General features: G+C 53.8%; 27 protein-coding genes, 1 other RNA gene and 1 pseudogene. 23 read left to right on the top strand and 6 right to left on the bottom strand.

The window, feature by feature from the left end:
* Positions 1-128: 128 nt before the first annotated feature.
* Positions 129-383 carry a toxin-antitoxin system, addiction module toxin component MazF gene (locus BJQ97_RS14995; protein WP_236567286.1) on the bottom strand — a complete coding sequence of 85 codons (255 nt, stop codon included), beginning with the start codon at positions 381-383 and terminating at the stop codon, positions 129-131.
* Between the two features lie 184 nt (positions 384-567).
* Here BJQ97_RS14995 and secG point away from each other — a divergent pair, with 184 nt between their 5' ends.
* The 5 genes from secG to ssrA all read left to right on the top strand — a co-directional run bounded on the left by secG (position 568) and on the right by ssrA (position 4,916).
* Complete coding sequence (gene secG, locus BJQ97_RS14990; RefSeq protein ID WP_160157177.1) at positions 568-804, top strand: preprotein translocase subunit SecG; 237 nt, start codon at positions 568-570, stop codon at positions 802-804.
* Between the two features lie 74 nt (positions 805-878).
* Positions 879-1,619: a carboxylesterase gene (estA, locus tag BJQ97_RS14985; protein ID WP_044732583.1), complete on the top strand. Its 741-nt coding sequence runs from the start codon at positions 879-881 to the stop codon at positions 1,617-1,619.
* A gap of 22 nt (positions 1,620-1,641) precedes the next feature.
* Positions 1,642-3,918, top strand: coding sequence for a ribonuclease R (rnr, locus tag BJQ97_RS14980; protein ID WP_160157176.1), 2,277 nt, complete (start codon positions 1,642-1,644; stop codon positions 3,916-3,918).
* An 81-nt stretch (positions 3,919-3,999) separates the two neighbouring features.
* Positions 4,000-4,467: an SsrA-binding protein SmpB gene (gene smpB, locus BJQ97_RS14975; protein WP_013144268.1), complete on the top strand. Its 468-nt coding sequence runs from the start codon at positions 4,000-4,002 to the stop codon at positions 4,465-4,467.
* A 97-nt stretch (positions 4,468-4,564) separates the two neighbouring features.
* Positions 4,565-4,916, top strand: a transfer-messenger RNA (tmRNA) gene (ssrA, locus tag BJQ97_RS14970).
* A gap of 439 nt (positions 4,917-5,355) precedes the next feature.
* On the opposite strand, the gene BJQ97_RS14965 is transcribed toward ssrA, so the two are convergent.
* Both BJQ97_RS14965 and BJQ97_RS14960 read right to left on the bottom strand, forming a co-directional pair.
* The gene (locus tag BJQ97_RS14965) at positions 5,356-5,784 is read right to left on the bottom strand and encodes a DUF6114 domain-containing protein (RefSeq protein WP_160157175.1); all 429 of its coding nucleotides are present in this window, start codon (positions 5,782-5,784) and stop codon (positions 5,356-5,358) included.
* Between the two features lie 16 nt (positions 5,785-5,800).
* Complete coding sequence (locus tag BJQ97_RS14960; RefSeq protein WP_160157174.1) at positions 5,801-6,391, bottom strand: DUF6230 family protein; 591 nt, start codon at positions 6,389-6,391, stop codon at positions 5,801-5,803.
* Positions 6,392-6,618: 227 nt separating this feature from the next.
* On the opposite strand from BJQ97_RS14960, the gene BJQ97_RS14955 reads away from it, so the two are divergent.
* From BJQ97_RS14955 to BJQ97_RS14940, 4 genes are all read left to right on the top strand, one after another.
* A complete protein-coding gene (locus BJQ97_RS14955) occupies positions 6,619-7,794 on the top strand; it encodes a helix-turn-helix domain-containing protein (RefSeq protein ID WP_160157173.1) in 1,176 nt (391 codons plus the stop codon).
* A gap of 114 nt (positions 7,795-7,908) precedes the next feature.
* Positions 7,909-9,279 (top strand): PepSY-associated TM helix domain-containing protein, encoded by a 1,371-nt coding sequence (locus BJQ97_RS14950; protein WP_160157172.1) that lies wholly within the window; start codon positions 7,909-7,911, stop codon positions 9,277-9,279.
* 531 nt (positions 9,280-9,810) lie between these two features.
* Positions 9,811-10,047 (top strand): YuzF family protein, encoded by a 237-nt coding sequence (locus BJQ97_RS14945; RefSeq protein WP_160157171.1) that lies wholly within the window; start codon positions 9,811-9,813, stop codon positions 10,045-10,047.
* Positions 10,048-10,071: 24 nt separating this feature from the next.
* Entirely contained in the window at positions 10,072-10,968 is an 897-nt protein-coding gene (locus tag BJQ97_RS14940; RefSeq protein ID WP_407066460.1) for a manganese catalase family protein, read from the top strand.
* A gap of 126 nt (positions 10,969-11,094) precedes the next feature.
* Here BJQ97_RS14940 and BJQ97_RS14935 read toward each other — a convergent pair whose 3' ends face one another.
* A complete protein-coding gene (locus tag BJQ97_RS14935; RefSeq protein ID WP_160157637.1) occupies positions 11,095-12,009 on the bottom strand; it encodes a LysR family transcriptional regulator in 915 nt (304 codons plus the stop codon).
* A gap of 149 nt (positions 12,010-12,158) precedes the next feature.
* On the opposite strand from BJQ97_RS14935, the gene hpaB reads away from it, so the two are divergent.
* A complete protein-coding gene (hpaB, locus tag BJQ97_RS14930; protein WP_160157169.1) occupies positions 12,159-13,637 on the top strand; it encodes a 4-hydroxyphenylacetate 3-monooxygenase, oxygenase component in 1,479 nt (492 codons plus the stop codon).
* A 4-nt stretch (positions 13,638-13,641) separates the two neighbouring features.
* Here the strand turns inward: hpaB and BJQ97_RS14925 are convergent, their stop codons facing one another.
* Complete coding sequence (locus BJQ97_RS14925) at positions 13,642-13,935, bottom strand: hypothetical protein (RefSeq protein WP_160157168.1); 294 nt, start codon at positions 13,933-13,935, stop codon at positions 13,642-13,644.
* Here BJQ97_RS14925 and hpaD point away from each other — a divergent pair.
* The 13 genes from hpaD to BJQ97_RS14860 all read left to right on the top strand — a co-directional run bounded on the left by hpaD (position 13,922) and on the right by BJQ97_RS14860 (position 25,562).
* A complete protein-coding gene (gene hpaD / locus BJQ97_RS14920) occupies positions 13,922-14,905 on the top strand; it encodes a 3,4-dihydroxyphenylacetate 2,3-dioxygenase (RefSeq protein WP_160157167.1) in 984 nt (327 codons plus the stop codon). The two genes, BJQ97_RS14925 and hpaD, sit on opposite strands and share 14 nt — an antisense overlap.
* A 133-nt stretch (positions 14,906-15,038) precedes the next feature.
* Positions 15,039-15,968, top strand: a complete 930-nt coding sequence (gene hpaI, locus BJQ97_RS14915; protein WP_160157166.1) for a 2,4-dihydroxyhept-2-ene-1,7-dioic acid aldolase — start codon at positions 15,039-15,041, stop codon at positions 15,966-15,968.
* 38 nt (positions 15,969-16,006) lie between these two features.
* Positions 16,007-16,789, top strand: a complete 783-nt coding sequence (locus BJQ97_RS14910) for a fumarylacetoacetate hydrolase family protein (RefSeq protein WP_160157165.1) — start codon at positions 16,007-16,009, stop codon at positions 16,787-16,789.
* A complete protein-coding gene (locus BJQ97_RS14905; protein WP_160157164.1) occupies positions 16,786-17,523 on the top strand; it encodes a fumarylacetoacetate hydrolase family protein in 738 nt (245 codons plus the stop codon). The genes BJQ97_RS14910 and BJQ97_RS14905 overlap by 4 nt, the downstream gene beginning before the upstream one ends.
* Before the next feature lie 17 nt (positions 17,524-17,540).
* The gene (locus BJQ97_RS14900) at positions 17,541-17,927 is read left to right on the top strand and encodes a 5-carboxymethyl-2-hydroxymuconate Delta-isomerase (protein WP_160157163.1); all 387 of its coding nucleotides are present in this window, start codon (positions 17,541-17,543) and stop codon (positions 17,925-17,927) included.
* A gap of 16 nt (positions 17,928-17,943) precedes the next feature.
* Positions 17,944-19,455, top strand: a complete 1,512-nt coding sequence (gene hpaE, locus BJQ97_RS14895) for a 5-carboxymethyl-2-hydroxymuconate semialdehyde dehydrogenase (protein ID WP_160157162.1) — start codon at positions 17,944-17,946, stop codon at positions 19,453-19,455.
* 39 nt (positions 19,456-19,494) lie between these two features.
* On the top strand, positions 19,495-20,142 hold the full coding sequence (locus BJQ97_RS14890) for a GntR family transcriptional regulator (RefSeq protein WP_160157161.1): 648 nt from the start codon (positions 19,495-19,497) through the stop codon (positions 20,140-20,142).
* A gap of 78 nt (positions 20,143-20,220) precedes the next feature.
* A complete protein-coding gene (locus tag BJQ97_RS14885) occupies positions 20,221-21,393 on the top strand; it encodes an ABC transporter substrate-binding protein (protein ID WP_160157160.1) in 1,173 nt (390 codons plus the stop codon).
* A 61-nt stretch (positions 21,394-21,454) separates the two neighbouring features.
* Positions 21,455-22,336, top strand: a complete 882-nt coding sequence (locus tag BJQ97_RS14880; protein ID WP_160157159.1) for a branched-chain amino acid ABC transporter permease — start codon at positions 21,455-21,457, stop codon at positions 22,334-22,336.
* 13 nt (positions 22,337-22,349) lie between these two features.
* Positions 22,350-23,411, top strand: a complete 1,062-nt coding sequence (locus BJQ97_RS14875; RefSeq protein WP_160157158.1) for a branched-chain amino acid ABC transporter permease — start codon at positions 22,350-22,352, stop codon at positions 23,409-23,411.
* Positions 23,408-24,178 carry an ABC transporter ATP-binding protein gene (locus BJQ97_RS14870; RefSeq protein ID WP_160157157.1) on the top strand — a complete coding sequence of 257 codons (771 nt, stop codon included), beginning with the start codon at positions 23,408-23,410 and terminating at the stop codon, positions 24,176-24,178. Before BJQ97_RS14875 ends, BJQ97_RS14870 begins: the two co-directional genes overlap by 4 nt.
* A 2-nt stretch (positions 24,179-24,180) precedes the next feature.
* The gene (locus BJQ97_RS14865) at positions 24,181-24,906 is read left to right on the top strand and encodes an ABC transporter ATP-binding protein (RefSeq protein WP_160157636.1); all 726 of its coding nucleotides are present in this window, start codon (positions 24,181-24,183) and stop codon (positions 24,904-24,906) included.
* Positions 24,907-25,094: 188 nt separating this feature from the next.
* A complete protein-coding gene (locus BJQ97_RS14860) occupies positions 25,095-25,562 on the top strand; it encodes a flavin reductase family protein (protein WP_160157156.1) in 468 nt (155 codons plus the stop codon).
* A 164-nt stretch (positions 25,563-25,726) separates the two neighbouring features.
* Here BJQ97_RS14860 and BJQ97_RS14855 read toward each other — a convergent pair.
* Positions 25,727-26,245: pseudogene (locus BJQ97_RS14855) on the bottom strand (FAD-dependent oxidoreductase).
* Positions 26,246-26,465: the final 220 nt, after the last annotated feature.

The raw sequence follows: 26,465 nt of genomic DNA, 5'->3' as shown, positions 1-26,465 counted from the left end.
TGTAAAGGTGTAGAGGCGGGAAATTTTTTTGGCTCTCCGCCCTGCGATTCAGCTGTCTTGCAAAGATAGGAAACGCAGCCTTTCCTTCAACAACGTTCCATTCTTCCGCTGCCTCCAAGCCGATCAGATCAAGTCAGATACGTGGCGATTTTAGCCAGGCATTCGTCAATGATTTCGTTGATTTCCTCTATTTGAGCATCTTCTCGATTGTATTTTAAAATTTTTAGATGACGGGCTTTCCAATCCAATGATTTGATTTGATCGGATAAAATGACTCCTGTGATGGGATCGCCGCCGTCTTCTAGAAATATTCCTCCTTTTGGCAAATCCACTTCAAACGGATAGCCTTTCTTTTTCACGCTGTTGTTTTGTTTTGAATTCATTCTATCATCTCTGCTCTTAAATGTATATACACGGTATATACAAATTGATTAAAAATGATCACATGTTTCACCAAAAAGTGAATTTGTGTCTTTTGTCATGTTGAGACAGGCCCGCCAGTTGCCGCCAACGGCGATCTATGGTATAGTGAAAGTATTGCAATGTCGGTCGTTGGAGGTGTCAGGCATGCATGCCTTGCTTGTGACGTTGCTTGTCATTGTGTCGATCGCGCTGATCGTCGTTGTCTTGTTGCAGTCGGGCCGCAGCGCTGGGCTGTCGGGGGCGATCACTGGCGGTGCGGAGCAGCTGTTCGGCAAACAAAAGGCCCGCGGGCTCGATGCGGTGTTTCAGCGCGTCACGGTCGTGTTGGCCGTCTTGTTTTTCGTATTGACGATCCTGGTTACGTACGTACAGCCATCATAAGTCAAACATGGGGCGGTCCATAGAATGAAGGGCTGCCCTTTCTATTTCACACTAGAGAGGAAGGAGAGCTTATGATGAAAATTGTTCCGCCGAAGCCGTTTTTCTTTGAAGCCGGGGAGCGGGCGGTGCTGCTTTTGCACGGGTTTACCGGCAACTCGGCTGACGTTCGGATGCTCGGGCGATTTTTGGAATCGAAAGGCTACACATGCCATGCCCCGATTTACAAAGGGCACGGCGTGCCGCCTGAGGAGCTCGTCCACACCGGGCCGGATGATTGGTGGCAAGACGTCATGAACGGCTATCAGTTTTTGAAAAACAACGGCTACGAAAAAATTGCCGTGGCCGGGTTGTCGCTTGGAGGCGTATTTTCATTGAAATTAGGTTACACTGTACCTATAGAAGGGATTGTGACGATGTGCGCGCCGATGTACATCAAAAGCGAGGAAACGATGTATGAAGGCGTGCTTGAGTATGCGCGCGAGTATAAAAAGCGGGAAGGAAAATCAGAGGAGCAAATCGAACAAGAAATGGAACGGTTCAAGCAGACGCCGATGAAGACGTTGAAAGCCTTGCAAGAGCTCATCGCCGATGTGCGCCGCCATCTTGATTTGGTTTATGCGCCGACGTTCGTCGTCCAAGCGCGCCATGATGAGATGATCAATCCCGACAGCGCGAACATCATTTATAACGAAATTGAATCGCCGGTCAAACAAATCAAGTGGTATGAGCAATCAGGCCATGTGATTACGCTTGATCAAGAAAAAGATCAACTGCATGAAGATATTTATGCATTTCTTGAATCGTTAGATTGGTAAAGGAGAAAGGAGGGGATGGCTGATGGATCACGCATTGGCCGAACGAATTTTAACGTTTATGCGCGATGAGGCGTACAAGCCGCTCACGGTTGAAGAACTGGAAGAAGCGTTTGGCATCGAGGATGCCGATGGGTTCAAGGAGTTTGTCAAAACGCTTGTGGCCATGGAAGAGGAGGGCCTTGTCGTTCGGACGCGCAGCAACCGCTACGGCGTTCCCGAGCGGATGAATCTCGTGCGCGGCAAGGTGATTGGCCATGCGAAGGGATTTGCCTTTGTCGCGCCGGAGGAGCCGGGGATGGACGATATTTTCATCCCGCCGTCGGAGTTGAAAAACGCGATGCATGGGGACACGGTGCTTGTGCGCGTCCAAGCCGATTCATCCGGGGCGCGCCGCGAAGGGACGATCGTCCGGATTGTGGAGCGCGGGGTGAAAGAAATCGTCGGCACGTACACGGAAAGCAAATATTTCGGCTTTGTCATCCCGGATGACAAACGGATCGTCAACGACATTTTCATCCCGAAAAACGCGGCGAACGGGGCGGTTGAAGGGCATAAAGTCGTCGTCCGACTCACTTCATACCCTGAAGGACGAATGAGCGCTGAAGGGGAAGTCGTTCAAATTCTCGGCCATAAAAACGACCCGGGCGTCGACATTTTAGCGATCATTTATAAATACGGCCTTCCGCTTCAATTTCCAGAAGACGTGATCGAGCATGCCAACCGGGTGCCGGACGTCATTACGGAGAAAGACTTGGAAGGGCGCCGCGATTTGCGCGGCGAAATGATCGTGACGATCGACGGGGAAGATGCGAAAGACTTGGACGACGCCGTGACGGTGACAAAGCTTGAGAACGGCAACTACAAACTCGGGGTTCATATTGCTGATGTCAGCTACTACGTCGAGGAAGGCTCGCCGATCGACCGCGAGGCGTACGAGCGCGGCACGAGCGTGTATTTGGTCGACCGCGTCATCCCGATGATTCCGCATCGGCTGTCGAACGGCATCTGCTCGCTCAATCCGAAAGTCGACCGGCTGACGCTCTCGTGCGAAATGGAGATCACCCCGCAAGGTGAAGTGGTACGCCATGACATTTTCCCAAGCGTCATCCGTACGGTGGAACGGATGACGTATTCCGATGTCAATAAAATTCTCGTTGACAAAGACGAAGCCTTGCGGGAACAATATGCGCCGCTTGTGCCGATGTTTGAGCTGATGGCTGAGCTTGCCGACATTTTGCGGGCGAAGCGGATGAAGCGTGGAGCGATCGATTTCGATTTTAAAGAAGCGAAAGTGCTTGTCGACGAAAACGGCAAACCGTACGATGTCGTCTTGCGCGAGCGGTCGGTTGCCGAGCGGTTGATTGAAGAGTTTATGCTCGCGGCCAACGAAACGGTGGCCGAGCATTTCCATTGGTTGAACGTGCCATTTATTTATCGTGTTCACGAGGATCCGAAGCCGGAAAAACTGCAGCGCTTTTTGGAGTTCATCACGAACTTCGGCTATGTTGTCAAAGGAACGGGCAACCAAATCCATCCGCGCGCCCTCCAGCAAATTCTCGAAGCGGTGCGCGGCGAGCCGGAAGAAATGGTAATCTCGACCGTCATGCTTCGGTCAATGAAGCAGGCGCGCTATGACGCGGAAAGCCTCGGCCATTACGGCCTGTCGACCGAGTTTTACACCCATTTTACGTCTCCGATCCGCCGCTATCCGGACTTGATCGTCCACCGTCTCATTCGGACGTACTTGATCAACGGGCAAATGGATCCGGATACGCAGCAAAAATGGGCGGAAAAGCTGCCGGAGATTGCCGAGCATGCATCCGATATGGAGCGGCGCGCCGTTGAGGCGGAGCGGGAGACGGACGATCTGAAGAAAACCGAGTTTATGGAAGACAAAATCGGGATGGAATTTGATGGCATCATCAGCTCGGTGACGAACTTCGGCTTGTTCGTTGAGCTGCCGAACACGATCGAAGGGTTGGTGCACGTCAGCTACTTAACCGATGACTACTACCGCTATGACGAACGGAGCTATGCGATGATCGGCGAGCGGACGGGAAAAATGTACCGCATCGGCGATGAAATCACCGTCCGCGTCATCAACGTGAACAAAGACGAGCGGATCGTCGATTTTGAAGTCGTCGGCATGAAAGGGCGCCGCCCGCCGAAAGCGAAAGCCGCTCCGGTCGTCATTGAAGGGAAAAAGCAAAAGAAAGGAAAAGCGAAGGCGGAGCCGAAAGCGCAAAGCGGGTCAAACCGCAGCGCGAAGGCGAAAAAGAAGAAAAAGAAAAAACGGTGAGGAAAAGCCGAATAGGCGGCTTTTCCTTCTTTTTCGTTTTTGGTAAAATAAGAAACGCTACGATGAGGAGGGGGAAAACGGATGCCGAAAGGCGAAGGAAAAGTAATCGCCCAAAACAAAAAAGCGCACCATGATTATTTCATCGAAGAGACGTATGAAGCCGGCCTTGTGTTGCAAGGGACGGAAATCAAATCGATCCGCAACGGCCGGGTGAACTTGAAAGATTCGTTCGCCAAAGTGGAAAAAGGGGAAGTGTTTCTCCATAACATGCATATCAGCCCGTACGAACAAGGCAACCGCTACAACCATGACCCGCTGCGGACGAGAAAGCTTCTTTTGCACCGGCGCGAAATCAACAAGCTGATCGGCTACACGAAAGAGCAAGGGTATACGCTCGTGCCGCTGAAATTGTATATTAAAAACGGCTTTGCCAAAGTGGAGCTCGGGGTGGCCAAAGGGAAGAAAAAATACGACAAGCGTGAAGACATGAAGCGGAAAGAAGCGCAGCGCGAAATCGAGCGGGCGTTTCGCGAGCGGCAAAAACTGTAGAAAACATTTCCGTTGAAAATATGCAAAGCCATGCTATAATAAGAATTGCAACAGCCAGTTATCCGATGCTTAAGCTGTTCCGATCTCTTCGCACCGCGGGGACGATCCGGATTCGACAGGGGTAGGTCGAGCTTAAGCGGCGAGCCGAGGGGGACGTCCTCGTAAAAACGTCACCTAAAGATAACTGGCAAACAAAACTACGCTTTAGCTGCCTAATTGCTGCAGCTAGCTCCTCCCGCCATCGCCCGCGTGGTGTTCGAGGGGCTCATATGGAGCGGGCTACGCCCAAATCCGCCGCCTGAGGATGAGGGAAGAGACGAATCAGGCTAGCCGCCGGGAGGCCTGTCGGTAGGCGGAACGGACGGCGAAGCGAAATATACCGACTACGCTCGTAGATGCTTAAGTGGCGATGCCTCTGGACGTGGGTTCGACTCCCACCGTCTCCATTTCCAACATCCGAACGGTTCGGATCGAAAATCGCAAAACCGTCGATGCGACCGCAATGGCGGTCGTTTTTATTTTTGCGGGAGCTTAAATGCGGCTTCCATGCCTGGCCATTTCCTTGCAGTGAACCATCGTTGGTTGCCCTATCGCCTGCCGTCCGAAAGGTGCTTCCGTGAATCTCGCACAGCGCGTGTCAGAAGGGAGACTTAACGATACATAGATGGTGAAAAAATGCATTTCGCTTCCATCGATCTTGCCGAAGAACCGGCCAACTGCGGGTTTCGTTCTCCAGCCTTCTAAGGTGATGATGCATACAGGTATATGTGTGCAGTTTGTCTGCTATGGCTTCCTGATCGCGAAACAAGGGGCTCATAGGGAGGTTCGTGCAAGGAGGGAGAAAAAGAAGGCCGAACGAGTGAGGATTCGCCTCGTCCGGCCTGTTTTTTAGTCAGCCGCCGTAGCGGATGGTTCTTTGTCCGCGGCTGCCTCGCTATGCGCCATCGGCGCGTCGGCTTCGGCCCATTGCGGCCGCCAAGCGATGCAAAGCGCCCCGCCGATGATGCCGAGAATCGTGCCGACCAAGAAGCCTCCCAAGGCGCCCATAATCGATACAATCGCGCTGAACATGCCAATGATGCCGAGCAAGGTGGACAACCGCGGCATCGCATAGGCCAGAATGCCCATCAGCAAGACCATGCCACCGAGGAAAAAACCAGCGAAGACCATGCTTCCAGGGACGAGTGAAATTTCGTACAGTTGCATCGGAATCCATAAAATGACAAGGCTTGACAATAGGAGAAACGTCGCCCCCCAAAACGGGCGTCGTTTTTGCCAATGCCGGAACGCCCGCCAGTTCGAACGGATCGTGTCCACTGCCTCTCATCCTTTATTAATTGAGTTTTTCAAAATACACTTTCATGCCTGGAAGGGTGACTTTTTGCTGGAACAAATAGACCGTTTTCAAATCTCCGTTTTCGATCGTAATGTTGTCGGCCCCTTGGGTGAACTCTTTGGCGGCTTTTTCGACCGGATTGCTCACATCGCCGACATAGCTTTCTTTCATCGTCAAGCTGCCGAAGGAAATGTTGCCGTTAATTTGCGTCGCTTTTTGCACGAGCCCGTCGATCGACACTGGCTCGCTGGCTACAATGATGACCCGGATGCCGAGCGCTGGAAAATCTTTTGAAATCCGAAGGCCTTGAATCGTCGCTTTTTCGATTTCGTTGACAAATACGGGTGTTTGCGATGCATTTCCAGCTTCTGCGACTCCGCCGTACATTTTAAACCCGGTGCCGTTCAGCTTGTCGAACTGAACGGTAAATTCGCCGACTCCACTGATCGGCACGGCATAGGCGACGCCTGTCAGCCCAAAGATAGACAGCAAAGCGCCAAGAAACAAAAACCCTCCCAACAATGCGGCGAGCAATGGCTTTTTCGCCGTGCGCCCCCCAATGATGACCGGTTTTGCTGCCATTTCCATGGCGTTTCTCCTCCCCCTTTTTTTGAATGATAAGCGATGTAAGCGCTTTAGCCAATCTGTTCAAATTTTATGACAATTATTCATTCCATTAAATCCCTATGTTTGTCGGATTTTTTAAGTGCTCTTGGACAAACTTGACGGGCAAAAGAAGGAATTGACCGAGCGAATTAAGAAAGTAGATGATCAAAGTAGTCGATAACCAGCGGGGATGCGAGGGGAGGATGGGCATGTCGAAGGAATTAAATGATCATTTGCTTCGTTTGCTGCGGGAGGCGGCGGACATCTTGCATAGGTATGAGGCGGAATTGGACCGGGAATGGAAGCGGATCGGCGAAGCGCTTGGCAAGCGGAATGCGCGGGCCACAGACGTTTTTTCCACCCTGTGCGCATTCGTTCAGCATCGATGGTTGCCGTATGGGGGCGGGCATTCAGCCGATGGGCATTTGGAGCGCATCGCGGCGTTTCATCCGGAGATGATCATCTTTTCTCTGAATTTAATGGAAAATACGGTTCATCAAGTGTTGAAGGCGCATGCCCAAGCGGCTGCTGCGCTGCACCCAGCCGTGCGGTATTTGTTTTTCAAATGGAATGAATGGCTGCTGTATGAAGTGAATGAACAATCATTCAAAACTGGCGGCGATTCCGCGTGGAAAAAAGAATCATTGTGGAAAGATGCCGTCATTTTGTTCAACGAATGGATTTTGCGGGCGCAGACGTTCGAGGAATCGGCAGCGCATATTTGTTTTGGTTTTTCCTATTTTCTCCCCTTCAGCCGGTGCGCTCTGTTTCAATTTGTCAATCAGGAGAGCACGGCCATCGGTCTATACGGGCATGGCGTGGACAACAGGCAAATCCAGCGGCTGCGCGTGGAATTGGACAGCATTCCGATGTTGAAAGAAAGCGTGGGGAAATTGAAAGCGGAAGTGCATGAGTTTCGCCATTTTCGCCCGATTTACGTGCCGAGGGCGAGCGAACAGTTTCCAAAGGCATATGTCGAGCCATTCGATTTGGCATCGCTGGTGATCGTTCCGGTGTATGTGCCGACAGAGGGGCGGATGATTGGCGGCGTTGTCCTTGATCGGGGGCCGGGGCGATTTTTCTCCATCGACCGTCGGTTGTTTCCGGCGTTGATGAAATTTGGCCAAAGCGCGGGGGAGCTGCTGCTGAAATGGATCGAGGCGCCCAAAAAAGAAGCGGGAGCGATGGTTGAATCGTTGTCGCCGAGAGAAATCGAGGTGTTGAAGCTGCTCGCGGACGGAGCCTCGACATTGGAAGCGGCCTGTCAGCTTTATTTGAGCGAATTTACGGTGCGCGACTATATTTCGAGCGCTTTAAGGAAGCTTCACGCGAAAAATCGGACGGAAGCGGTGGCGAAAGCGCTGCGTCTTGGGTTGATTGGATGACGAGGCGGACCGGTCTGTCCGGCTGTTTCATTTCACACCATTTTCGCCGATTGCTCACCGTTTGGACACAGTTTTCTCCTATACTTTTTCTGAAAAAACAATAGGGGGAAAACAGTGGAACAAACGGTGAAGGCGGCGGAAAAACAGCAGCCGATGTATGGGGCGGTATGGAGATGGCATTTCTATGCCGGGATCCTCTTTGCGCCTTTTTTGATCATTTTAGCGTTGAGCGGCGCCGTCTATTTGTTCAAGCCGCAAATCGAATCGGCTCTGTACGGCCATTTGTACGAGGTGGACAAGCTCGGGGAAAAGAAGCTGCCTCTCGTCGAGCTGACGGAACGGGTCAAAGAGAAATATCCGCATCATGCCATCGTCTCCGTGACGCTTGAGAACGAAGCAAATCGAACCGTGAAAGTCGGGATGATGGACAAAGGAGAAATGGTGTTCGCTTTTGTCAATACGTATACCGGGGAGGTGCAGGGGACGCTGCGCGCGGATGAGAATTGGACGGAAATCGCGAAAAAAGTCCACAGCGAGCTGCTGATTGGCGGAACGGCGGCCAACCGTTTTGTGGAGCTGGCGGCTTGCTGGGGATTCATTTTGCTTGCCACAGGCCTGTACCTCTGGTGGCCGCGGCAGTCATTCTCGGTGTTCGGGACGTTTTGGCCGCGCTGGCGGGCGAAAAAACGGTTGGCTTGGCGCGATTGGCATGCAGTGACAGGCATATGGTTGAGCATCGGCATCCTGTTGCTCATTGTGACGGGGATGCCGTGGACAGGGGTCATGGGGGAGGTCATCAACCGCGTGGCGACGGCGACAAACACCGGTTATCCGCTGTTTGCGTTCAGCTTCGGACCGAAGCCGGAATCGAAAGTGGCCACCAAAGACGTGGCGCAAGACGTGCCATGGGCGGCCGAACAACTGCCTGTGCCTTCTGTTCGCGTGCGCAAGGCGGCTTCGTTGTCGCTCGATGAGGTGTATCGGATTGCGGAGGCGAAAAAGGTGAAAAAGCCGTTTACGATTTCGCTGCCGCTAGGGCCGAAAGGGGTGTTTACCGTTGCGACATCGAAGACGAAGCCGTGGGATAACGCCACTTTGCATATTGACCAATATTCGGGCCGGGTGCTGAGCGATGTCCGCTTTTCCGACTATGGCGCATTGGCCAAAGCGATTACGATTGGCATTGCGTTTCATGAAGGACGGTTGTTTGGGCTTTTGAACCAGCTGCTTAACCTTGCGATTTGCCTCGGTCTCGTCTTTTTAGGCGTCAGCGGCTTTGTCATGTGGCGCAAGCGCAAACCGAAAGATGGGCTCGGGGCGCCCGCGCGCATCAAAGATCAGCAAGCGGTGAAAACGGTGTGGGGCGGCATGATCGTTGCTGGGATTGTGATGCCGTTGTTTGGATTGTCATTGATTGTGATTTGGTTGTTTGATCGTTTCGTTGTGCAAAAGATGCCCAAAGTCCGCCGTTTTTTGGCGGCATGAACCGTTCGTTCGCGGACGAGCAATTGTTTAGCAGGAAATAAGGCAATGATCAAAACCGCTTTTCTCTTTGCGTATGAACCATTGATGCAAGGGAAATGACTGATGTTCACCGCCTTTCTAGAAGGCTGGTGATGGAATGAAAAGGGCGGCTCATCCTAATATTTTTGCAATTAGAGAAGCCTTGTCAGATCTGTCTCCTTTTCTGATCAACTGCCGTCGGTTCGAGCAAACAAACGAGTTTTTCATCAGCCTTCTAGGGCTTGAAGTATTATGAAACGGGGGCTGACCCAAAAACGTCATTCTTCTCAAACGAAATACAACATATTGCGCATGATTCATTGTTTCGCGGCGATATATGGTGATGAGAAAGGGTGTCCCGATCCTTTTGGGCCCCCCCTGCTATTCGTTCAGCAGGAGAAGACGAAAGGAAGACGCAACGGAGTTGGCGCATTTCGGTGTCATGTTTTTCCTCGGGCGGCATATGGATAAAAAGAGGATTTTCTTCAGTGCATCAAAAGGGAGGAAATGAGAATGAACCAGCCCTACGCGTCCTATGCTTCGCCGCCGCAGCTCATTGCCCTGGTTGACCCGTATGTGTACCACGCTTTCCAAGGCTTGAACGGCAAAGAAGTGGTGGTGGAAACAGTCCGCGGTTCGATCCAAGGAACAGTGAGGGATGTGAAGCCGGACCATATTGTCATCTCGGCGCATCAGGCGGTTTATTATATCCGCTTGGCGCAAGTCGTTTCTGTTCGCCTCGGCAATTAATTGCAAAGGAGGAAAAGAGCGTTGGTGTTTCAGCGGATCGACCGGCTGGCGATCGAATTGCCGAAGCCGAAGTACGCGGACCCCAATGCGGCTGCCGCTGTTCAAGAGTTGCTTGGCGGCCGTTTTGGCGAAATGTCCACGTTAAACAACTATTTGTTTCAGTCATTCAATTTTCGGCAAAAAAAGAAACTACGCCCGTTTTACGAGTTGGTGGCGAGCATCACCGCCGAAGAGTTCGGCCATGTGGAGCTCGTGTCCAATGCGATCAACCTTTGCTTGACCGGCTCCACCCATCCGGGTGATCCGGACACAACGCCGATGAAGGAAGCGAAAGACAAGCGCAATACGTATCATTTTATTGCCACGGCGCAGACGGCGTTTCCCGGCGATTCGATGGGGAAGGCGTGGACGGGGGAGTATGTGTTCAACAGCGGCAACTTGATTTTGGATTTGCTTCATAACTTCTTCCTTGAGTGTGGAGCGCGCACCCATAAAATGCGCGTCTATGAAATGACCGACCATCCTACGGCCCGCGAGATGATCGGCTACTTGCTTGTGCGCGGGGGCGTCCATATTTTGGCGTATGCCAAGGCGTTGGAAGTCGCGACGGGCGTTGATGTGACGAAACTGCTGCCGATCCCGAAGTTGGATAACCGTGTGTTCGACGAGGCGAGAAAGTATGAGGATCAAGGCGTCCACCGACGGCTTTATACGTTCAGCGATCGCTATTACAAAGAAATCGTCCGCATTTGGCAGGGCACGCATCCGAGCGATGGGCAGCCGCTTGAGGTGGTCGAAGGAGCGCCCCAAGGGGGGGCGATCCCGGATTTGGACGAAGTGCCGGAAGAATTCGCCCCTGGGATTTCGGCTGAAGACTTTTTCGAAATCGCCAAGCGGCTGCAGCGGTCGGCAGGGTTGTGACGAGGCGCCCAACGGCGCCTGATTTTTTTTGGAAAACCGGTCGTTGAACAAAAAGTGCGGCGCAACGAAGAGATGATGCCAATGTTGTTTTTTCCTTCACTTGAGCGTCCACCATTGGCCGAATCGCTATCTTTCTTCATGTTGTCCGTCGGCGGCGCGGACCGCAACGGTTTGGAGGATGTCGAGGAAGCGGCGGGCGCTTTTCGGCAAATACCGTTGCGGATCGAGGATGGCGGCGGCTTCCGCGGTCATGGAAGAGTCGGCGATCTCGAGCACGCGGATGCCGGGGAGGCGAAACAAGGCCACGGTGGATTGCGGCACAATGGCGGCCCCGAGGCCTTGGGCGACAAGGGAAAGCAAAATCGTGGCATCCGGGCATTCGCATAGGATGTTCGGTTCAAAGCCATGGCGGCGGCATTCCTCGATGACCCGCTCGTACTGTCCGGCGCCGTGCACCCGGTGGAGAAGGAGAAGCGGCCAATCCGCAAAATCGCGCATGCATAACGCGGTTTGGTCGGTTTTCCATTGCGCCGGCAACACGCCGACATAGCGTTCGCCGTTCAGGCGGATGACGTCGTAATCAGCCGAGTCGATCGGCAGGCGGACGATGCCGATGTCAATGTGCCGCTCTTGAAGCAGCTGGCAAATGGAAAACGTATCTCCTTCACGGAGATGAAAGGTCACGTTCGGAACTTGTTCATGGAAGTGGCGGATCGCTTGGGCCAAATAGTAAAAGCATGATTTAACGCAGCCGATCGACAGCGTTCCCGCCGCTCCCGCTTCGATTTCTTTGATTTCCGCTACGGCGTCATCAAGCTGGCGCAGCAGCTGCTTCGCTTTTTCATAAAACGCTTTGCCTGGTGCGGTGAGCTCCATTTTTTTCGCCTTGCGGTCAAACAACGGAACACCGAGCTCTTCTTCAAGCTGCTTCAGTTGCTGGCTGAGCGGCGGCTGGGCGATATGAAGCTTTTGCGCCGCTTTGGTGATTTGCCCTTCTTCCGCAATGGTGACGAAATATTTCAGCTGTTTCACATCGATCATGGTCATGTTCCCTCTCTATATCTTTTTCGTATAGGATCGTTCATCATTTTTGTATTTTTCATATATGAAATAATATGTTATATTAATTTTGAACATTCTGAATAAATGCACTTCCTTGTCTATTATACATGAAAACGGAGGGAATGAAAATGCCGGCCAAAACGGGGCAACAGTATATGGAGCGGCTCAAGCGGGCAAAAAGCAGCGTGTACATCCACGGGGAAAAAGTCGAGGATGTCACCGCACATCCGGCGTTTTGCAACGTCGTCCGTTCGATGGCGGCGCTTTACGACCGGCAATATGAGAAGCCGGACAAAATGTTGTATCGGTCGCCGACAACCGGGCAGCCCGTCGGCATGACGTTCATTCAGCCGACCACGATTGAAGAGCTCATTGCCCGCCGCGAGGCGACGCAAGAATGGGCGCGTATGTCGGCGGGGATGATGGGGCGCTCGCCGGATTACTTAAACGCGGAAGTCATGGCGATGGGCGTCGCCAATGATCTGTTTGCTGAAGATGATCCGATGTTTGCCGAAAATGCGAAAAACTACTATGAGTACGCGCGCGAAAACGACATCAGCTTGACGCACACGCTCATTCATCCGCAAATGAACCGGGCCAAGGCGCTTCATGAACAAAAAGACGCCGATGTGCCGCTCCATTTGGTGGAACGGCGAAAAGACGGGATCATCGTCAGCGGCATCCGCCTGTTGGCGACACAAGGCGGGATTACGGACGAAATTTTAGTGTTTCCATCGACCGTGAAAAAATCGACAGCCGGTGAAGATCCGTACGCGCTCGCCTTTGCCATTCCGAACAACACGCCGGGCGTGAAGTTCATTTGCCGCGAGGCGTTTGACTATGGGCGGAGCGCGTGGGATCATCCGCTCGCGTCCCGCTTTGAAGAGGGCGATGCGATCGTATCGTTTGAAAACGTGTTTGTGCCGTGGGAGCGCGTGTTTGTTTGCGGCAATTCGTCGATTTGCAACCGGACGTTCCGTGAGACGAACGCGGTCGTTCATATGTCCCATCAAGTGGTGGCGAAAAATATTGTGAAAACGGAGTTTTTGCTCGGTGTCACGCTTTGTCTCATCGAAGCAATCGGCATCGGCGAGTTCCAGCATGTGAAGGATAAAGGGGCGGAAATCATGCTCGTCCTCGAGACGATGAAAAGCCATCTGTACCGGGCTGAGCACAACGCCCGACCGGACCGCTGGGGAACGATGACGCCGGATTTTGCTGCGCTCGATGCCGCGCGCAACTGGTATCCGCGCATTTATCCCCGGCTTTCGGAGATCATCCGCATTTTAGGAGCATCGGGGTTGATGGCGATTCCGACCGAAGCGGATTTCCACAACGAAGAAATTGGCGAGATTGTAAGCCGAGCGATGCAAGGGGCGACGGTGGACGGCTATGAACGCGTCCAGCTGTTCCGGCTTGCTTGGGATCTCACGATGAGCGCGTTCGGCGCCCGGCAGACGCATTATGAATATTACTTTTTCGGCGATCCGGTTCGGATGGGGATGGCGTATTTTGACGGCTATGAAAAAGAGCCGTATAAACAGTTCGTGCGCGAATTTATGCGCGGCGCCAAAAGCGTGTTCATTCCTTCTGACAACAAGCATTGACCGTTCATTTGGACGCTCGCAAACACGGGCGGGCGTTGGAACGGTTGAGGCGTGCGGAGGATCGCGCGCTGCGGCGTGTCTCAAGGTTGCCGCCGATTGAAAAAAGGAGGGCATAGCGGCGCGCAAGCCGCTGATCGGGGCATGCTGCGAGATGTTTGAAGCGAAGGGATTTGGCGAGCAGCTCAGGAAGGCTTTGTTCCATGTTCGCCAGCAGAAAAGAAAGATTCTTTCTGTAGGCCGCCTGACTTTGGAGGAAGGAATGTTGCGAAAGGGGGAAGAGAGTGATGACATTTTCCATTATTCGCTGCGCCCGCGCGGTGCTGCATGTGACTGATTTAGCCGCCGCCCGCGATTTTTATGAACGGGTGCTTGGGTTTGTTGTGACGGAAGCGGATGAGAGCCATCTGTATTTGCGTGGACTTGAAGAATATCATCATCATAGCCTTCTATTGAAAAAGGCGCCCCGCCCCGCGGTCGAAGCGCTTGGCTACAAAGTCGGCTCCGAGCGGGAATTGGAAGCGCTTTATGAATGGTTTGCGGCGCAAACGCTGCAGCCGAAATGGTTGGAAGACGGGAGCCAGCGCGCCGTCGGAAGAGCGTTTCGCGTGCAAGATCCGTCCGGGCTGCCGCTTGAGTTTTTCGCTCATATGGAGAAAACGGAGCGGCTTTTGCAACGGTATGACTTGCACCGCGGCGCCCGCGTGCAGCGCATCGATCATTTCAACTGCGCGGTGACGGATGTAAAGAACGCGTACGACTTTTATGTCCATGGTTTGGGCTTTGCCTGCTCAGAGTATACGGAAACAGAGGATGGGAAACTTTGGGCGGCATGGCTGCACCGGAAGCAAAACGTCCACGACTTGGCGCTGATGAATGGGAAAGGGCCGCGCCTGCACCATATCGGTTTTTGGCTGTCGGACCCGCTCAGTTTGATTCATGCCTGCGATGTGCTGGCGGCGGCCGGGTATGCGCCGAACATTGAACGCGGGCCGGGCCGCCACGGATTGTCGAACGCCTTCTTTGTCTATTTGCGCGACCCGGATGGCCACCGAATTGAGCTGTATAACGGCGATTATTTGACGAGCGACCCCGATTTTCCGCCGATCCGCTGGGATTTAGACGATCCGCGCCGGCAAACGTTTTGGGGGCATGCGGCGCCGGACAGCTGGTTTGAAGAAGCGTCCGTCGTTCTTGACGTTCACAGCGGCCAGCCGATCGAGCTGAACGAACCGACATTGGCGAAGCGGAAACCGACTTTCCTGATTTAGAAAAGGGCCGCATCCCTTCTGCCGGCGGTTTTCGGGAACATGATTATATATGATTTTATCGTTGATTTCATATATGACAATATGTACAATATAAATAAGATTCGGAAAAATAAAGTCAATAGGGGGCAAGGGGATGGCATACCGCGAGGCGAAAGAACGGCTGCGCGGCTCGATCGCGCCGGTCGTCACGCCGTTTGATGAGGAAGGAAACGTGGATTTTGCGGCGATGACTGCACTTATCAATTGGCATATTGAAAGCGGCACGCACGGCATTTCCGTCACGGGAACGTCGGGAGAGCCGAGCTCGCTGACGCTTGAAGAGCGAAAACAGGTGATGGAAACGGCGAAACAAGCGGTGGCGGGGCGGGTGCCGTTCGTGCCGGGGACGGGCTCGACCAACCATGCGGAAACGATCGAGCTGACCAAATTTGCGCAAGAGATTGGGGCCGATGCGGCGATGGTCATCGTCCCGTATTACAACCGTCCGTCCCAACAGGCGCTGTATAAACATTTTAAGGCGGTGGCCGAGGCGGTCGATATCCCGATCATCGTCTACAACATCCCGGGGCGGACGGCGGTCAATTTGGAAGTGAAGACGTTAGCGCGGTTGGCCGAGGATTGTCCGAACATTATCGGGGTAAAAGAGTCAAATAAAGATTTTGAACATGTCAACCGGGTGTTGTGGCATTGCGGGCGCGATTTCCTTCTTTTTTCCGGCATCGAGCTATTGTGCTATCCGATGCTTTCGATCGGCGGCGCCGGATCGATCAGCGCGACGGCGAACGTCGTGCCCGATAAAGTGGCGGAGCTGCACGACGCCTGGTTCGAAGGTGACATCAAGCGTGCGCAAGATCTTCATTTTGAGCTGATGGAGCTCAATGATGTGCTGTTCATTGAAACGAATCCGGGCCCGGTCAAGGCGGCGCTCGGGATGATGGGAAAAATCACCCCGAAGCTCCGGCTGCCGCTCGATTTGCCAAGCGAAGAGCATCAGCAGCAAATCCGCCGCACGCTCGTCAAATACGGACTGTTGGCAGAAGCGACGCCGCAGCAAACGACATAAAACAGGCGCATGCAGCAGGCAGATGAGGAGGAGAAGTGATGGCGAATGTACGCTTGCGCCTGGCCGGCATGAGGCGGACGATTGAGGCAAAAGCGGATCCGCGCGGCGGGAAGGTGTTGATTGGAGGGCGCGTCTGCCGCGTCGATGAATGGGAATGGGACGCGCCCATTGACGGAGCGATGTACGGAGTGGCGTTGAATGATTTGAAGGAATGGGCGGCGTTGTCAAGAGAGATGATTGCCCCGCCGTATGAAAAGCCGCCCGAAGGCCCGGTGCTGTATATGAAGCCGGTCAACACGATCAATGCCCATCGGCGGCCGGTGTTGCTGCCTCGTGGGGTGAAGCACCTTCAGGCGGCTCCAGCCCTCGGGCTGGTGATCGGGCGGACGGCGGCGCGCGTACGGCGCGAGCAGGCGCTCGATTTTGTATTCGGCTATACGATCGTCAATGATCTCTCGATTCCGCACAAGCAGCGCTATCGCCCGGCGGTGAAGGAGCAGGCGCGCGATGGCTTTGCCCCGGTCGGCCCGTGGATCGTGCCGAAAGAGGAAGCGGCGCCGCTCTCCACTCTCACCGCGCGCGTATACGTCAACGGGCGCCTCGTCCAGCGCGCAGATCCGAGCCGCTTCCGCCAGCCGGTGGAACAATGGCTGGCCGATGTAACCGCGTTTATGACCCTTTACCCGGGCGATGTGCTGTTTTTCAGTTGGCCGGCTGATGCGCCGCTTGTTTCGGCAGGAGATGTGGTGTGCATTGAAATCGAAGGGATCGGGGTGTTGGAAAACGAAATCGCCCCGGAACAAGGAGACGATGAGCGATGAAGAGGGCGCGCGTCGCTTGGAACGGAATCGTGGCCGAAGCCGAGCCGCTTGACGGTGACCGCCTCCGCCTGCCGGACGGAACGATCGTCAACGAACGTGAGGTGATATGGCTTCCTCCGGTGGAGCCGGGCACGATCATCGCGCTTGGATTGAATTATGCCGACCATGCCGGCGAGCTGTCGTTTTCCGCGCCGAAAGAGCCGCTTTTGTTTTTCAAAGGGAAAAACACGCTCGTCGGCCATCGCGGTCAAACCGTTCGACCCGATGGCGTGAACATGATGCATTACGAATGCGAACTGGCGGTGGTGATCGGCCGCCCTGCCCGCCGGGTGAGAGCGGAACAAGCGTACGACTACATTTGGGGTTATACGATTGCCAACGATTACGCCGTTCGCGACTACTTGGAAAATTACTATCGACCGAATTTTCGCGTCAAAAACCGCGACCGGGCGACGCCGCTCGGCCCATGGATCGTCAGCCATGACGAAGTCGGCGATCCGATGGCGCTCCGGCTGCGGACGTATGTCAATGGAGCCGTTGTGCAGGAAGGATATACGGGCGATATGATTTTTTCGATCCCGTACTTGCTTGAGTACATCACCGAATTCATGACGCTCGCGCCTGGCGACTTGATTTTGACCGGCACGCCGAAAGGGGCGGTCAATGTCCGGCCCGGCGATGAGGTCGTGGCGGAAATCGAGCGCATCGGGAGGCTAGTGAATTACATCGTCTAGCCAAAGGAGGGGGAATCATGCCGCACTTTATTGTCGAGTACACGGACAATCTCGGTGAAGAGGCCGACATTCGCGGCTTGCTGGAAAAAGTCCACCGCGTGTTGATCAAGCGGAGCGATTGGTTTCCGATCGGCGGCATTCGCTCGCGCGCCGTTCGGCTCAGCGAATATTATGTGGCTGACGGTGCGGAAGATGATGCGTTCGTGCACGCGACACTGAAAATCGCCGCCGGGCGCCCCGAGGAAGTCAAAAAAGCGGTCGGCGATGAACTGTTTGCGGTCATGAAAGATCATTTCGCCCCGCTGTTTGCGAAACGCTATTTGGCGCTGTCGCTTGAGCTGTATGAATTCAGCGGGGCGGGGACGTACAAGCACAACAACATTCATGCGCGCTATCGGACATAGCGGGAGGAGGAGACGAATGGCGAAGCAGCCGAACGTGCTTCATTATATCAACGGACAGTTTGTCGAAAGCGCGGCTGGCGCGTATTTTCACAACATCAATCCGTTTACGAACGAACCGATCAACGAAGTGGCCGAGGGGCGGAAGGAAGACATCGACGCGGCGGTCCAGGCGGCGAAAGAGGCGTTTGATCATGGCCCGTGGCGGACGATGCCGGTGGAACAACGGCTTCGCTATCTCTTTCGCATTGCCGACTTGATTGAAAAATATGCGGATGACATCGCCTACCTAGAGGCGCTTGACACCGGCATTCCGATCAGCCAGGCGAAAAAGCAAGCCGCCCGCGCGGCGGAAAACTTCCGCTTCTACGCAGAAATGGTGAAAACGCGCCTTGTCGGTGAAGCGTACCATGTGAATGGACAGTTTGTAAACTATACCGTTTATAAACCAGTCGGCGTGGCGGGGCTTATCACGCCATGGAACACGCCGTTTATGCTCGAGACATGGAAAGTCGCTCCGGCGCTCGCCACCGGCAACACCGTCGTGTTGAAGCCGGCCGAATGGTCGCCGTTGACGGCGAATAAGCTCGCAGAAATCATCGATGAAGCCGGGCTGCCGCGCGGGGTGTTCAACGTCGTGCACGGGTTTGGCGAAGCGGCGGGCGCTGCGTTGGTCGCCCACCCGGATGTGCGCCTCATTTCGTTTACCGGTGAAACGACGACCGGCATGGAAATCATCCGCAACAGCGCTGCGACGTTGAAAAAAACATCGATGGAGCTCGGCGGCAAGTCGCCGCTCATCGTGTTCGCCGATGCGGATCTCGAACGGGCGCTCGACGCGGCGGTTTGGGGGGTGTTTTCATTAAATGGCGAACGGTGCACGGCCAACTCGCGGCTCTTGCTTGAGCAGTCGATTTACGCCGAATTTGTCAAGCGGTTGAAAGACCGCGTCGACCGCATCGTCATCGGCGATCCAATGAATCCAGCGACCGAGCTTGGACCGCTCATTCACCGCAATCATTGGGAGCGGGTGAATCACTATATCGAGATTGCCAAGCAGGAAGGGGCGGACGTCTATGCCCCCAGCGTTCCGAAAGGATTGGAGCGTGGCAATTTCGTGCCGCCGACATTGTTGCTTAACTGCCGTAACGATATGAAAGTGGCGCAGGAAGAAATTTTCGGCCCCGTCATGGCGGTCATGTCTTTCGCGAGTGAAGAAGAGGCCATTCGATTGGCGAACGATGTGAAATACGGGCTGGCGGCATACGTCTGGACGAGCGACATGAAGCGCGGCCATCGCGTCGCTCAAGCGATCGAAAGCGGGATGGCGTGGGTCAACTCGCCGAACGTCCGCGATTTGCGCATCCCGTTTGGCGGGACGAAATACAGCGGCATCGGCCGCGAAGGCGGGCATTACAGCTTTGATTTCTATACGGAAGTGCAAGTCGTCCACGTCGCGGTCGGCGATCCGCCGATCCCCGCGTTTGGCAAGGGGGAGAAACGGACCGCCTTGTCTGCCGAACAGGCATAACGACTAGTCAATGTATATGATCTAGTATATGATAAACGTATGGAAACGAAAGCGAAAAACAAAACCCAATTGGCTTATGAGTATATTCTTTCCCGCATTGAAAACGGCGTCTACGGGCCGGGATACCGCGTCGTCATCGATCAAATCGCCCGCGAGCTGGGGTTGAGCAGCATCCCAGTGCGCGAAGCGATCCGTCAGCTTGAGGCAGAAGGATTAGTCGAGTTCAAGCCGTATGCAGGCGCTGTCGTCAGCACCATTAACGAGAAAGAATATGTAGAAACGTTATCCGTTTTGGCTGTCTTAGAAGGCTATGCGACTGCGCTTGGCTCCACCCATTTGACGAAGGAGGCGATCGAAGAGCTTGAGCAGTTGAACGAACGAATGGAGCGGGCGCTTGAAGAGCTGGATCTTGAACGGTTCAGCGAGCTGAACTACGAGTTTCATTCCTTGATTTACGCCCATTGCGGCAATGCATATCTTGAGGAGCAAATCAAGCAAATTTGGCAGCGGATGAAGCGCATCCGCGTGTACGGATTCACGTTTGTCCCGCAGCGGGCAAAAGCCTCGATCGAAGAACATAGAGAGATTGTCCGCCTGCTGCGGGAACAGGCGCCGTTGCATGAAATTGAGCAATACGTCCGGCAACATAAAATAAACACCGCCGAAGCGTTTAAGCGGCGGCGCTGATTTTCTTCCGCCGGGTGAAGGCCTGGCGGAAGAAAATTAATTTGAAAGCGTTGTCAATATAAAAGGGGGAACAAAATAATGAAAAAGAGAATGTCTCTGTTCATGGCGGCATTGCTGTTCCTTTTCCTTGCCGCCTGTGGAAAGACATCGACATCTGGGAATGGAGAGGATGAGATCAAAGTCGGCGCCATTTTCTCTGCCTCAGGCGGGGCGGCCCCGCTTGGCAAACCGGAGATGGAGACGGTCAAAATGCTCGTTGAGCAATGGAACAAGCAAGGCGGCATTGATGGAAAGAAAATCAAGCTGATTGTCTATGATGACAAGTCCAACCAAAATGAGGCCGTATTATCCACGAAAAAACTGATCGAACAAGACAACGTGACGGCCATCATCGGCGGCACGATCAGCGGCAACTCCTTAGCCATGATTCCACTCATTGAAAAAGCAGGCATTCCGTACATTTCCCTCGCCGCAAGCAAACAAATCGTCAATCCAAGCGATGGATCCTCACGTCATTGGACATTTAAAACCGCTCAAGGGGACAATATCGTCATTCAGAAGCTGCTTGGTTTTCTAAAAGAGAAAGGATGGATGAACGTCGCCTGGCTGAATGTCGCCAATGCCTATGGAACGAGCGGGCATGAAGAGTTTGTGCATTATGCCCCGGAATATGGGGTGAAAGCCGTCATCGAAGAGGAGTTTGAGGCGACGGTCGATGATGCGAAAGCGATGTTGACAAAGGTGAAAAAAGCGAATCCGCAAGCCATTATCGTATGGGGAACAGCGCAGGAATCGGCGGTCGTGACAAAAAACATCCGGCAGTTGGGCATTGATGTGCCGATTGTTGAAAGCCACGGCATTGGCACAAAAAGTTTTATCGATCTAGCCGGTGATGCGGCTAACGGCGTCATTTTCCCGGTCGGGCGCATTTTAGTGGCAGACCAGCTTTCGGACAACGATCCGCAAAAAGAAACGTTGTTAAAATACAAAGAAGACTTTGAAAAAGCGTACGGTTATGAGCCGACCACGTTTGGCGGACATGCGTGGGATGCATTTCACCTGTTGGCCAATGCGATGAAAGAGGCGGGGACTGATAAAGAAAAAATACGGTCGGCGCTGGAGAATACGAAAAAGTTTATCGGCATCTCGGGCGTCTTCCATATGTCAAAAGACAACCATACGGGGCTTGATGCCGACAGTTTGGTGATGGTGCAAATTCAAGACGGCAAGTTTGTCCTTGTTGAGCAGTAAAAAGGGAATTAGACCGCTAATTCCCTTTTGTTTCACTTAACTGCTGAAGGAGGGATGGGAAATGGAGGCGTGGAGCCAGTTTGTCCAGCTGTTGTTTTCCGGGCTCACGATTGGCAGCATTTATGCGCTCGTAGCGCTCGGATTTGTCATTACGTACAGTGTGACCGGCATTTTGAACTTGGCCCAAGGCGATTTTGCCATGTTAGGCGCGCTGTTTTGCATCACATTCGTCAACAGCGGCGTGCCGTTTGCGCTCGCGATTGGGCTCAGCATTGCATCGGTGATGGCCGTCGGCGGACTGTTTGAACGGCTGGCGATTCAGCCGGCGCGTCGTTCGTCTGTCGCCGTGCTCATTATTATCACAATCGGCGTTTCGTTTGTGTTTCGGGGGATTGCTTTGCTCGTTTGGGGGACTGACCCTTATGCGTTGCGCCCGTTTACCGGAAATGAGGCGCTGCGCATGTTTGGCGCGGTCATCCAATGGCAAAGCGTTTGGGCGATTGCCATCTCGGTCGTCAGCTTCATGGCGTTGCATGTATTCTTTAATCGGACATATCTCGGCAAAGCGGTGAGCGCTTGTGTCATCAATCCGTTTGCCGCTCGGTTGATGGGGATTGACATCCGCAAAATGTCGCTTGGCGCGATTGCCGTCAGCGCCGGTCTGGGGGCGCTCGCGGGAATCGTCATCGCCCCGATCTCCGGAGCCTCGTATGATATGGGGATGATGATTGGGCTGAAGGCGTTCATCGCCGCCGTTGTCGGGGGATTGACGAACGCCCCGGCTGCGATCGCCGGTGCGTTTCTCGTTGGGCTGCTTGAATCATTTGCGGAAGGATACTTGTCCTCGGGATACAAAGAAGCGATCAGTTTCGGTCTGCTATTGCTTGTGCTGTTTTTCATGCCGAACGGGCTGTTCGCCAAGATGACCGGAAAGCGGGTATAAGGGGGGCGGATGGATGCAGCACGGTCAACGAATGGCAGATGGACGAAAACGGTGGCTTTGGTTTGCCGGCGCAGCCGTCTGGCTCGGTCTCCCTTGGCTTGTCTTCGGCAATAATTATGTGTTAAGCACGCTCATTCTCATCGGGCTCTATGCGCTCGTGAGCACGGGGATGACGCTGTTGATGGGGTATGCAGGGCAAATCTCGCTCGGCCAGGCTGCCTTTTATGGCATTGGCGCCTATGCGTCCGCCTATTTGACGGCACATTCGGGATGGTCGCCTTGGCTGGCGTTGGCTGCCGGCGCGGCCTTGGCTGCATTGGTGGCGTTGGTTGTCGGCATTCCGGTTTTTCGGCTGCGCGAACATTATTTGGCGTTGGCGACGTTAGGATTTGGCGTCATTATGTTTACGTTTTTTAAAGAATGGAAAGGAATTACGGGAGGATTGAATGGATTTTTCGGCATCCCTCCGATTCATATCGCCGAGGTCTCGCTGCAAAGCGATCTCCAGTTTTACTACCTCGTTTCGTTGTTTGTCCTTGCCGGGCTATGGTTTGCCCATAATATCGTCCGCTCCCGGGTCGGAAGAGCGCTGCGGGCGATTCACGGAAGCGAGGTGGCCGCAAGCTCGCTTGGGGTGAACATTACGAAATACAAGCTGCAAATTTTTATGCTCAGCGCTGTTTACGCCTCGGTTGCCGGGAGCTTATACGCCCATTACGTCACGTTTATCAATCCAGACTTATTCGGCATCGTCCCGTCGATTTACTTTTTGATTATGGTGGTGATCGGCGGATCGTCCCATGTGTGGGGCGGACTCGTCGGCGCGGCTGTTTATGTCTGCTTAGGAGAATGGCTGAAAGCCGTTGTCCCGTTTCTCATTCCTCATGCTGGCGGCGAGTTCGAAATTGTCTTTTTTGGCTTGTTGCTCGTGGTGATGTTGATTTACATGCCGAACGGACTTTCGGGTGTCCTGTCCAAGGGAATGAAGCGGCTTTTGGAAACAGGCCGGCGTCAAAAGAGGGAGGCTGCAGTCGACAGCCGCCAAGCTGGTTCGATTGGAGGTGGGCAAGGATGAACGAGGCGCTGCTTGAGGTGGAGCAATTGTCCAAGTCATTTGGCGGCGTTCAGGCAGTGCAAAACGTGTCCTTCCACGTGAAAAAAGAAGAAATCGTCGCGGTGATCGGGCCGAACGGGGCAGGCAAAACCACCTTGTTCAATATGATCAGCGGCATTATTCCGCCGACTAGTGGTCTCGTTCGCTTCCAAGGAGCTGTAGTCACTGGAAAAAAGCCGCACGAGCTGGCGATGCTGGGAATGACAAGGACGTTTCAAAACTTGCAGCTGTTTTCCGATATGACGGTGCTGGAAAACGTGATGGTCGGATTTCATTCACGGTTGAAGAGCGGAATCCTCAGCGCTGGCTTCCGGCTGCCGCGCACGGTGAAAGAAGAAAAGCAAGCGCAGGAACAGGCGTTTTCCTGCCTCGAGCAGGTCGGTTTGGCTCATCTTCCATGGGAGCGGGCAGGCACACTGCCGTATGGAACGCAGCGGCTTGTGGAAATCGCCCGGGCGGCTGTGTCCCGTCCTTCGCTCATTTTGCTTGACGAGCCGATGGCCGGGCTGAACCCGCAAGAATCAAAGAGGCTCGTCGATGTGTTGCTGGCGATGAGAGAACAAGGGTTCACCTTTTTGTTCGTGGAACATGATATGGAAACAGTCATGTCGATCGCCGACCGGATCATGGTCCTTGATTACGGCAAAAAAATAGCGGAAGGGACGCCGGGAGAGATCGCGCGGCACCCGGACGTCATCAAGGCGTATTTAGGAGAGGAGGCGGTCTGATGATGCTCACGCTTCGCAATGTCCATGTCTACCACGGCCATTTGCACGTGTTAAAAGGGGTTAGTTTGCAAGTGGGCGAAGGAAAAATCATCGCTGTTGTCGGCGCCAACGGGGCGGGCAAAAGCACGTTGCTCGGCACGATTGCCGGCGTGTACGCCCCAAAGGAAGGGGAGATTCTTTTTGAACATGAACCGCTTCCATACGGAAAGGTGGAGCAAATGGTGGAAAAAGGTATTTGCCTTGTTCCGGAGAGGCGGCAAATTTTTGACAGCCTGTCGGTGAAGGATAATTTGCTGCTTGGAGCCTATCGACGACACCGCCGCAACGGACAGGAAGTGAAGCGCGACTATGAGCGGGTGCTCGAGCTGTTCCCGAAGCTGCAAACGATGCTCGACCGTCCGGGAGGACTATTAAGCGGCGGAGAACAGCAAATGTTGGCGATCGCCCGCGGGCTGATGGCGAGACCAAAGCTGCTTTTGCTCGATGAACCATCGTTAGGGCTGGCGCCGCTCGTCGTGAAAGAAATCATGGAACTGCTGACACAGCTCTGCGACCAATTTCACACGGCCATTATTCTTGTGGAGCAAAACGTGCGCGCCGCGCTGCAGACAGCGGATGAGGCGTATGTGCTGGAGCGGGGAAGCATCGTGGTGCACGGGAAGGCCGCCGAGCTGCTCGCCGATGAACGGGTGGCAGAGGCGTACCTTGGAGCGGCAGGCCGCCGATGACTGCCGTATATCGTTGTTTCTTTCCTCTATTTCTGCTATGATGGGGATAGATTTGGCTTGCATTCTGGCATGAATAGAGGCAAAATGCCGGAGAAGCGTAAAACCTCAAGTTAAAGGAAGAAAGCGTCTGCACGCCAGCTGCAGAGTCAGGGCGGCTGATGACGAAAAGGGAAGGATGGGAGAACCGTATGGATGATCGCACATTTCGCCGAGCCATGGGAAAATTTGCGACCGGCGTGACGGTCGTGACGACCGAATTTCAAGGAGAAGCGAAAGGAATGACGGCGAACGCCTTTATGTCCGTTTCGCTCGACCCGAAGCTTGTCGTCGTCTCCATTGGACATAAAGCGCGAATGCATGACATCGTCAAGCAAACGGGGAAATTTGCCGTCAACATTTTGCGCCGCGATCAAGAGGACTTGTCGCGCTTGTTTGCCGGCCAGTTGAAAGAAGAACGCCCCGTTTCGTTTGAGTGGGTGAACGGCCATCCGATTTTGCCGGAGGCGTTGGCGAATATTTTATGCAATGTCCACAGCTCGCACGTGGCCGGCGATCATACGTTGTATTTTGGCGAAGTGACCGACATTTTCATGAAAGACGAACCGGGCGACCCGCTTTTGTTTTTCGAAGGACAATACCGAAGCATCGGACAGTAAGTGCTCCGGGATTGGCGAGGCAGTCGGCTGACATTTCGATGTGGGGATGAAAAAAGGCTGTCTCCAAAAGCGGTTCTTCGTTCAGCATAGCCCGCCATATCGTGTCCCGGTCGTTTATACGGCAATCAGAAAAGGTGTCCCGTCTCGTTCGGGACACCTTTTTGTCATTTTTTCAGCACGTCATGGTCAACGTACCGTTCGCCGTTCAGCTCGCTGATGACGTTGATGGCGACTTTCGCCCCGTCGCCCGCCGTGATGATTGTATGGACGCTGACGCCGGCGACCGTCCCGGCCGCCCAAATGCCGTCGATGTTCGTTTTGCCGCTGGCGTCGACGTCAATCACCGTTTTAATGCGCGGCTCCGTGCCTGGTTTGGTGCGCAGGCCGACTTTTTCCGCCAGATCAGTGGCGACGCCAGTGGCGAAAATGACGTGTTTCGCCTCAAATGAGCCGTTTTTCGTTTCGAGGCGGAAGCCGTTGTCCGTTTTTTGCACGTCCGTCACTTGTGTTTCAACCAATTCCGCGCCGCTGATTTCCGGAACGCCGTAATGATTTTCCACCTAGGCGCGTTTTGTCATGCCTTTGTCGTTGTCAAACAACACCGTTTTTTTTCCCGCTTTGGCGGCGAAGATCGCAGCGCTCGCTCCCGCCGGCCCAGCGCCGATGATGGCGATGTCGTACATCGTGACAGCCCCCTTGTTTTGAATATTGGCACTATTATTACCTTATCATAAATGGAAACAGAGACCAAATGATATGCTTGATATTTATAATTATTATCATTTTATATTTACTTTAAATAATCATAGGTGTATAATAGAAACCAACCACGCAACAAAGGGGAGAAAACGAGTGAATAAAACGATCGTTTGTGAACAGTGCGGTCAGCCGTTGCGGCGGTTG

Origin of the sequence: Geobacillus sp. TFV-3 (assembly GCF_009901865.1) — a bacterium.
In the GTDB taxonomy this organism is placed as follows: Bacteria; Bacillota; Bacilli; order Bacillales; family Anoxybacillaceae; genus Geobacillus; species Geobacillus thermoleovorans_A.
The sequence above is the reverse complement of the archived record's forward strand: the minus strand, read 5'-3'. Positions and strand labels throughout refer to the sequence as shown.

Excerpts from the sequence above, each read along its gene's own strand:
- BJQ97_RS14995 (WP_236567286.1), bottom strand. The coding sequence starts at position 383 with ATGAATTCAAAACAAAACAACAGCGTGAAAAAGAAAGGCTATCCGTTT.
- secG (WP_160157177.1), top strand. The coding sequence starts at position 568 with ATGCATGCCTTGCTTGTGACGTTGCTTGTCATTGTGTCGATCGCGCTG.
- estA (WP_044732583.1), top strand. The coding sequence starts at position 879 with ATGAAAATTGTTCCGCCGAAGCCGTTTTTCTTTGAAGCCGGGGAGCGG.
- rnr (WP_160157176.1), top strand. The coding sequence starts at position 1,642 with ATGGATCACGCATTGGCCGAACGAATTTTAACGTTTATGCGCGATGAG.
- smpB (WP_013144268.1), top strand. The coding sequence starts at position 4,000 with ATGCCGAAAGGCGAAGGAAAAGTAATCGCCCAAAACAAAAAAGCGCAC.
- BJQ97_RS14960 (WP_160157174.1), bottom strand. The coding sequence starts at position 6,391 with ATGGAAATGGCAGCAAAACCGGTCATCATTGGGGGGCGCACGGCGAAA.
- BJQ97_RS14955 (WP_160157173.1), top strand. The coding sequence starts at position 6,619 with ATGTCGAAGGAATTAAATGATCATTTGCTTCGTTTGCTGCGGGAGGCG.
- BJQ97_RS14945 (WP_160157171.1), top strand. The coding sequence starts at position 9,811 with ATGAACCAGCCCTACGCGTCCTATGCTTCGCCGCCGCAGCTCATTGCC.
- BJQ97_RS14935 (WP_160157637.1), bottom strand. The coding sequence starts at position 12,009 with ATGATCGATGTGAAACAGCTGAAATATTTCGTCACCATTGCGGAAGAA.
- hpaB (WP_160157169.1), top strand. The coding sequence starts at position 12,159 with ATGCCGGCCAAAACGGGGCAACAGTATATGGAGCGGCTCAAGCGGGCA.
- hpaD (WP_160157167.1), top strand. The coding sequence starts at position 13,922 with ATGACATTTTCCATTATTCGCTGCGCCCGCGCGGTGCTGCATGTGACT.
- BJQ97_RS14925 (WP_160157168.1), bottom strand. The coding sequence starts at position 13,935 with ATGGAAAATGTCATCACTCTCTTCCCCCTTTCGCAACATTCCTTCCTC.
- hpaI (WP_160157166.1), top strand. The coding sequence starts at position 15,039 with ATGGCATACCGCGAGGCGAAAGAACGGCTGCGCGGCTCGATCGCGCCG.
- BJQ97_RS14910 (WP_160157165.1), top strand. The coding sequence starts at position 16,007 with ATGGCGAATGTACGCTTGCGCCTGGCCGGCATGAGGCGGACGATTGAG.
- BJQ97_RS14905 (WP_160157164.1), top strand. The coding sequence starts at position 16,786 with ATGAAGAGGGCGCGCGTCGCTTGGAACGGAATCGTGGCCGAAGCCGAG.
- BJQ97_RS14900 (WP_160157163.1), top strand. The coding sequence starts at position 17,541 with ATGCCGCACTTTATTGTCGAGTACACGGACAATCTCGGTGAAGAGGCC.
- hpaE (WP_160157162.1), top strand. The coding sequence starts at position 17,944 with ATGGCGAAGCAGCCGAACGTGCTTCATTATATCAACGGACAGTTTGTC.
- BJQ97_RS14890 (WP_160157161.1), top strand. The coding sequence starts at position 19,495 with ATGGAAACGAAAGCGAAAAACAAAACCCAATTGGCTTATGAGTATATT.
- BJQ97_RS14885 (WP_160157160.1), top strand. The coding sequence starts at position 20,221 with ATGAAAAAGAGAATGTCTCTGTTCATGGCGGCATTGCTGTTCCTTTTC.
- BJQ97_RS14880 (WP_160157159.1), top strand. The coding sequence starts at position 21,455 with ATGGAGGCGTGGAGCCAGTTTGTCCAGCTGTTGTTTTCCGGGCTCACG.
- BJQ97_RS14875 (WP_160157158.1), top strand. The coding sequence starts at position 22,350 with ATGCAGCACGGTCAACGAATGGCAGATGGACGAAAACGGTGGCTTTGG.
- BJQ97_RS14870 (WP_160157157.1), top strand. The coding sequence starts at position 23,408 with ATGAACGAGGCGCTGCTTGAGGTGGAGCAATTGTCCAAGTCATTTGGC.
- BJQ97_RS14865 (WP_160157636.1), top strand. The coding sequence starts at position 24,181 with ATGCTCACGCTTCGCAATGTCCATGTCTACCACGGCCATTTGCACGTG.
- BJQ97_RS14860 (WP_160157156.1), top strand. The coding sequence starts at position 25,095 with ATGGATGATCGCACATTTCGCCGAGCCATGGGAAAATTTGCGACCGGC.